Source organism: Moorena sp. SIO3E8 (assembly GCF_010692445.1).
GTDB classification, from domain to species: domain Bacteria; phylum Cyanobacteriota; class Cyanobacteriia; order Cyanobacteriales; family Coleofasciculaceae; genus Moorena; species Moorena bouillonii.
Genome location: NZ_JAAHHM010000099.1, coordinates 21,195 through 27,194, shown reverse-complemented (window position 1 = coordinate 27,194; position 6,000 = coordinate 21,195). Strand labels below are relative to the sequence as shown.

Sequence of the window (6,000 nt, the reverse complement as noted above, 5' to 3'; positions counted from 1 at the left end):
GCTCGTCAGGATTTTTACGTTCGCGTAGCGTGACTGCATGTCAATCGCATCTGGTTCTCACGGATTCAGTCGTTACAGTGTCGAGCCTGATACGTCTTGGTTTCACACAGATGTGTCAGGCAGCCAGGCACTGAAGTTTGAGTATCTTCAATCATGTAAGCCAAGCGCTCTTGAGGATAACCTGGGTCTAGGGGAACATAAGCCCCACCGGCTTTTAGAATGCCCAACAATCCCACCACCATCTCAATAGAACGCTGTACACATATGCCCACCAAAACTTCTGGTCCGACTCCCTCCGATTGTAAATAATGTGCTAATTGATTACCCCGACAATTCAACTCCCTATAGGTTAATTTTTGGTCTTCAAATACCACCGCTACTGCATCGGGTATTTTTTCCGCCTGTTCCTCAAACAACTGATGAATGCACTTATCCTTGGGATAATCCACCTGAGTATTATTCCACTCAATTAATAACTGATGACGTTCAGATTCAGTCAACAACGGCAATTTAAAAATGGGCGTTTCTGGATTGGCTACAATCCCCTCTAACAAGGTCATATAATGCCTCGCAATCCGGTCTATAGTTTCAGGATAAAATAAATCACTATTATAATTCCATCGAACATTCAACTGATGACCAACTTCAATCATTTCTACAGAGAGGTCATAGGGAGCGCCACGTTGTTCTTCCAACAGATAAGGCTCAATTTTAAGTAATCCCTCTTGAGACTCTGTCTCATACCACTCTAGTTTTCGCCAATTAAACATCACAGAAGAAACCAGACCATGACGGAAATTACTTTTCAGTTTCAACTGCTTGACCAATTGACTCAAGGGATAATTATAAGCTTCATGTTTCAGGGCTTGGTAAACCGTCTGAGCGACTTGCACCAGCAATTCTTTAAAAGTTGTATTACCGTCCAGATTCCCTTGCACAAAAACTAAACTTGCCAAATAGCCAGCTACATTTTTAAAGTCTTGTTTCCCCCGTCGATTTTTCGTGGGAATATTGATAATAATATCGTTCTGATTTGTGTAGCGATATAACAGCACATAAAAGGCACTTAACGCAATAGCAACAACCACCATACCTTATTTTACATTTATCATAAACTGACTGCATAAATTTTGAATTTGTGTGCAATCCTTGACACTTATCTGGGAATATAAAATTCAACCTAATTCCAAACTAGTAACAGCAAAAACCTGGTGCCAATCAATATTAGGGGGTTCTGTTGTATACATGGCTATACATTCAAATATAGGGTTCATTTGATAACTTTCAAATAAGATAATAGCCGATTTATTAAGATTAGGAACGTCTACATATATAGGACTTCCTTCAGCATAAGTAGCTAAACCTAAGAATAGCTTTTCTGCTATGTCTTCATTTTCTGCAAAAATAGGACCAATTTTAAAGCCATCTGTAGCTTTTCTAATTACTCCATAACCTACCAAATCACCATCGTTAAGGATAGCGTACCCTTGGCCATGAGGTTGGTTAATCCATGTGGAAAGAAAATGAGGACGATTAATAGGAAAATATCGCCGATCATAACGACAAAGTTGCTCAAAATCAATAGACTTTAAATCCCTGACATCTGGCGAAATTGTGCCGACAATTATTCTTTGATAACGGAAATGATAATGATCAGGTTGGAAACCCAATTTTTGATAATTATTAACTTGTTCTAAGACAGCATTTAGAGCAGCAGGCTGCCCAGAAATGAAATTCAATGCTTCTTGCCATGTTTTTAACCCAAATCCCTTTTTACGTTCTTCGGGTTTAACAATATAATGACCAATAAAATTAAATTGAGGTTCATATCGCACTACGGAAATACAACTAATAAGTTTACCATTTAATTCTCCAATTAAAAATCCCCCAGGATCGGCAACATAAAAATTATCAGCATCATCAATACCTGGATTCCACCCCTCAGATACTGCCCAGCTTAAGGCAATTTTAAGATCATCTTTGGTCATGGGACGAACTTGAAAATTATCTTCTGGTGTAATAGTCATTTTTTTTGCTCCTATTTAAAATCTTGTAAGGGCTACTGTAAATGCCATAGTCAATACTCTATTTTGGTATTTATAGCGTTTCTATGATTTATGAGGTACGCTTTTCAACCTCAAAGTCCCCCTTGATCAGGGGGATTTAGGGGGATCCCTTTGTACCTCATGGCATAGAGAATGGATATAGACAAATCTTTTCAATCTTGAGATTGAACTATAACGCTAATTTAATTGGAGTAGGTTCAAAACATGGATGGAGAAAACGATCAAACTCAAGGTGCAAGTACTCAAGCACATCTTCAATTCTATCTGCAACAATATGCGCCACCCCAAAAAAGGGACTAATTGTCGGATCGCTTGGTAAATAGTTCAGTAGTCGATTCCCAAAGATATTGCGGAATGATTCCTGATCAATAAGATATTTTTCGGGAGTATAGTGGGGTGGTAAACCAGCAATAATAGAGGCATAAATCTTAGAAGTGTCTAGATTGGCTAGTAGGGAATTCCAATCTGGCGATTTATCGGTGAAAAAAAGCTCATAGGGATTGAAACCAAAAGCATACTCTATAGTGTCAGGTAGAGCATCTCCTCCAAAGCGCAAGGGATTTAACTCAATAGGGAAGAGAGTTCCATTACTAGATAGTCTAAATTCAAAATGAAAGGGAAAACGGCATATACCAAGCTTAGCTCCAATATAGTTCATCACTTCCATCGTCGGTTCAATTGTTTTAGCTACTACTTGCTTCGATGTATAGTAGACTGTGTCACTTACATCGGAGTTTGATAGGAAAGGATGCTGATAAATACCAGTGATGATGGTTTGGCCATTTTTGTCCCAGAAACCATCGCAGGCAAACTCTTCCCCATCTACGAATTCCTCTACAAGAAAAAAAGAGTCGCTTAAAACAGTAGAATTCATTTGTTTTGTGGCTCTATCAATATCTTCAAGAACCAAATCTACTGCCTGATACCATTCCTGTTGTCCATGGACAACACGAACGCCTATAGAGTCAGTTCCTATGCTGGGCTTAAGTACTACTTTATCAATTTCTCGTGGAAAATTAAAATCCTCCAAAGCATTCCTTGTCAGTTCCTGATAAAATACGTCCTGATACAAGTCTTTGAATAGCCGACGGAAGATTGCTTTATTTTTAAATGTATTAACTTGATTTAAACGTTCTTTTGGGAGATTCTGAAGAATAAAAGAGAGACTTGCCTCCCAGTTGATCATGACTGCGGTATCTTTATTTTGCATCAAAGATATCGCTTGGGCATCTTTAAGAACACTTATTGTTTTTGGTAGGGGAGCCATCGGTGGTTGCCCATAGACAGAAATTCCTAGACGTTTGATTGCACGTAGTAAGGAAGGGGATTGGAGAGGTCCAGCAATAAAACAGCAAATAGTATTTGGTGTCGTGATGTTCTTATTCATTCACCCTCTAAGGTAGAATTTCGGGCTGGAATCTAGGTTAAGATTGGCTTTAAATCACAACCCACAGGGCAATAACATATGCATCAATATTGTTTCATATTTCCGTAAAATTATCAATGCCTAAGTCCTAAAGAGAATCTAAAGATAATTTTTAGTAGTCCTAAATCAAAGTGTTATTTTTTAAGTTTATTGGTTATTGTTTGTGAAATTTGTTTTAGTTTGATGACTGCTATAGAGTTGGCACTATCTTTAACGGAACATCAGTCTTATGTTAGAGATGCATATAAAGCGTAATTTATCAAGCCAAATTAGATAGTTTTGCTCTCAATCAAAAGACGTAATCATTAAGTAATAGATTGTGAAGTGGGCAAGGTGTGCTAGAATTAGCGGCGAAGTTTACTCTAGAAACAAAAATAATGACCACTGAAACAAGTTTTGAAATGACGGGATATGCCAAGAGGAAATACAACGTCACTGCACCTATCAATGTTGATGTGGCGAGGAACTATCTCAGAGCAGTAGTCGCGATCGCTAGTGCTGATGGGGAGTTAGCACAGGAAGAAATCGATTGGTTTATGGAAGAACAGCAGCAGATGGGAACACCATCTGACCTCCTAGAATAAAATGTCGTAAACTTCGATGGGAAAAATGCCGACATCGAACAGTTATTGAGCGCTATTCATTATGATTTTTCTATAAATGTCGGCCATTCTATGTTATATCAAGCCATAAAAATGAGCCGTGCTGATGGAGTGTACCACGATAAAGAAAAAGCAGCTGTTGATCGAGCAGCGGAAATTTTAGGAATTGAACGGAAAGTAGTTGTTAGCCTTGAGTCTTTGGCGGAAATAGAAGAGTCAGCCGATCGGCTACGACTAGCGATATTTGAAACTGACGTTTAATAGTTTCATTAATTAACTATTTACGCTCATCTTGTTGGGGAGAAGCGTAGGTTAGTTCTGGGTCACATCTACCATTTAAGAAGAAAATAACTCTATTTCCCACTAATATTGCACTCGATTAAGGGCCACAATTACTAACCAAGATTGCTGCTCACAGGGTAAACCAGGTGGGCGGTAGTAATAATCAAAAATATCAAATCCTGCTTGTTCAACACAGGGAGCCAAGCTTTTATATTCCCAACCTACAACATAGCGATAGCCGGTTGGACGAACACTATAACCCTCATGATCACCACGAATCATTGACATAACTATGGCACCATTGGTAACAAGCGATCGCTTTAAATCCTTAAGTACCCTAACCATCGAAGCACGAGGAATATGAATCAGGGATGCATTGGCAAAGATCCCATCAAAGCTCTTTGGTGGCAGCTTGAGGCTCAGAAACGATTGCTGCCAAACCTCGCATCCTGAAACTTGTTGCGCCATATTCACAAATGCTGGTGTAGCATCGAGACCAATTACTTGATGACCCTGGTCTTTAAAAGCAACCAAGTCTCTACCAGGACCACCTCCTAATCCAGAATCTTGCCTGGATTACGGGGCATAGCATCCACCAAGGCGTTGCGATTTTGAGACACATCGTGATTCCAGGTGCCTTCCCGGAAAGATTCTGCTGTTGCTTGATACTCAGCAATTGTCACTATTTCGTGATCTTCCACAATAGTTCAAGCTTGATGATACTCAACCAAATTCTACTATCTAGCTAATTACTTAATTAGAGCTCTTGCAAAAGTATTATTCTGATAGTTTTTGTGTCAATTCTTCTCCACTGTTCTCTGTTCCCTGTTCCCTGTTCCCTGTTCCCGACTTCTGGAAGAAGTCTATTGAGTAAATCACCAATAACTGGATAATAAACTCAGCCGCAGTGATATAAATTCGTTCTGGGGGTTGCTCACCTCTAGGCACCTGAACCCACCAGCCTTGGCATCTGGGCGATCGCCACAAATCCAAATGGGCAATTGGTGGTGAAGCATAGAAACTGTCTTCCCCTGCCCCCAATAGCCCTGAACTCCAGTGGGTAAAGTAATCGTGACTAATCCGGTGGATGGGAAAATTGCCATACAGAGGGACACCCCAGCCATCAATAGCGATCAATGCTTGGATGTTTCCTCCCAGTAGCTGCCAACCCCAAGCTGCTGCGATCGCACCCACTACCCCAGCACTGAAGCTGATCAAGACTATGGGAGTCTTCACCAAACCAATGTGACGTTGCAAGAACTCTAAAATATGAATAGCTGAGTAAGCTGGGTAGTCCTGAGCTGGAAAAATTAAGACTTTCTCAGTCCAGGGACTTGATAGCTCCAAGCTTGCTAAAAAATCCTGGGTCAGTTGGGGCTCATGGATACCGGGGCAAATAATTAAGTACGGGGACATGATTAAACGCTAAAGAGGCAAAGAAGGGAAATCAGCTGGATGTATAAGACAGTTAAGATTAAGAAATGACTATCAGGACTTACGCGGTTAAGTTGATTTCGCCCCCCTAGCCCCCCAATTCTGGGGGGTAAAGATGTCAAAGTCCCCCAGAATTGGGGGATTTAGGGGGCAAATGGGTAAGTCCTGACTATTGAGAAATGACTAATGA

At 40.2% G+C, this 6,000-nt stretch carries 7 protein-coding genes and 1 pseudogene; 2 read left to right on the top strand and 6 right to left on the bottom strand.

Annotated features, from left to right (window positions below; translation table 11 throughout):
• Positions 1–65: 65 nt before the first annotated feature.
• From F6K46_RS28750 to F6K46_RS28740, 3 genes are all read right to left on the bottom strand, one after another.
• A complete protein-coding gene (locus F6K46_RS28750; protein ID WP_293068713.1) occupies positions 66–1,091 on the bottom strand; it encodes a condensation domain-containing protein in 1,026 nt (341 codons plus the stop codon).
• An 84-nt stretch (positions 1,092–1,175) separates the two neighbouring features.
• Positions 1,176–2,027 carry a GNAT family N-acetyltransferase gene (locus tag F6K46_RS28745; RefSeq protein ID WP_293068716.1) on the bottom strand — a complete coding sequence of 284 codons (852 nt, stop codon included), beginning with the start codon at positions 2,025–2,027 and terminating at the stop codon, positions 1,176–1,178.
• Positions 2,028–2,235: 208 nt separating this feature from the next.
• Positions 2,236–3,453 carry an ATP-grasp domain-containing protein gene (locus F6K46_RS28740; RefSeq protein ID WP_293117586.1) on the bottom strand — a complete coding sequence of 406 codons (1,218 nt, stop codon included), beginning with the start codon at positions 3,451–3,453 and terminating at the stop codon, positions 2,236–2,238.
• Between the two features lie 416 nt (positions 3,454–3,869).
• Here F6K46_RS28740 and F6K46_RS28735 point away from each other — a divergent pair, with 416 nt between their 5' ends.
• Both F6K46_RS28735 and F6K46_RS28730 read left to right on the top strand, forming a co-directional pair.
• A complete protein-coding gene (locus F6K46_RS28735) occupies positions 3,870–4,076 on the top strand; it encodes a hypothetical protein (protein ID WP_293063914.1) in 207 nt (68 codons plus the stop codon).
• Between the two features lie 30 nt (positions 4,077–4,106).
• Positions 4,107–4,355 (top strand): annotated as a pseudogene (locus F6K46_RS28730) (TerB family tellurite resistance protein); the annotation flags it as partial.
• A gap of 102 nt (positions 4,356–4,457) precedes the next feature.
• Here F6K46_RS28730 and F6K46_RS28725 read toward each other — a convergent pair.
• The 3 genes from F6K46_RS28725 to F6K46_RS28715 all read right to left on the bottom strand — a co-directional run bounded on the left by F6K46_RS28725 (position 4,458) and on the right by F6K46_RS28715 (position 5,792).
• On the bottom strand, positions 4,458–4,910 hold the full coding sequence (locus F6K46_RS28725; protein WP_293063911.1) for a class I SAM-dependent methyltransferase: 453 nt from the start codon (positions 4,908–4,910) through the stop codon (positions 4,458–4,460).
• Positions 4,911–4,930: 20 nt separating this feature from the next.
• Positions 4,931–5,059: a hypothetical protein gene (locus tag F6K46_RS28720; protein WP_293063908.1), complete on the bottom strand. Its 129-nt coding sequence runs from the start codon at positions 5,057–5,059 to the stop codon at positions 4,931–4,933.
• Between the two features lie 94 nt (positions 5,060–5,153).
• On the bottom strand, positions 5,154–5,792 hold the full coding sequence (locus F6K46_RS28715) for a hypothetical protein (RefSeq protein ID WP_293063905.1): 639 nt from the start codon (positions 5,790–5,792) through the stop codon (positions 5,154–5,156).
• Positions 5,793–6,000 lie beyond the last annotated feature (208 nt).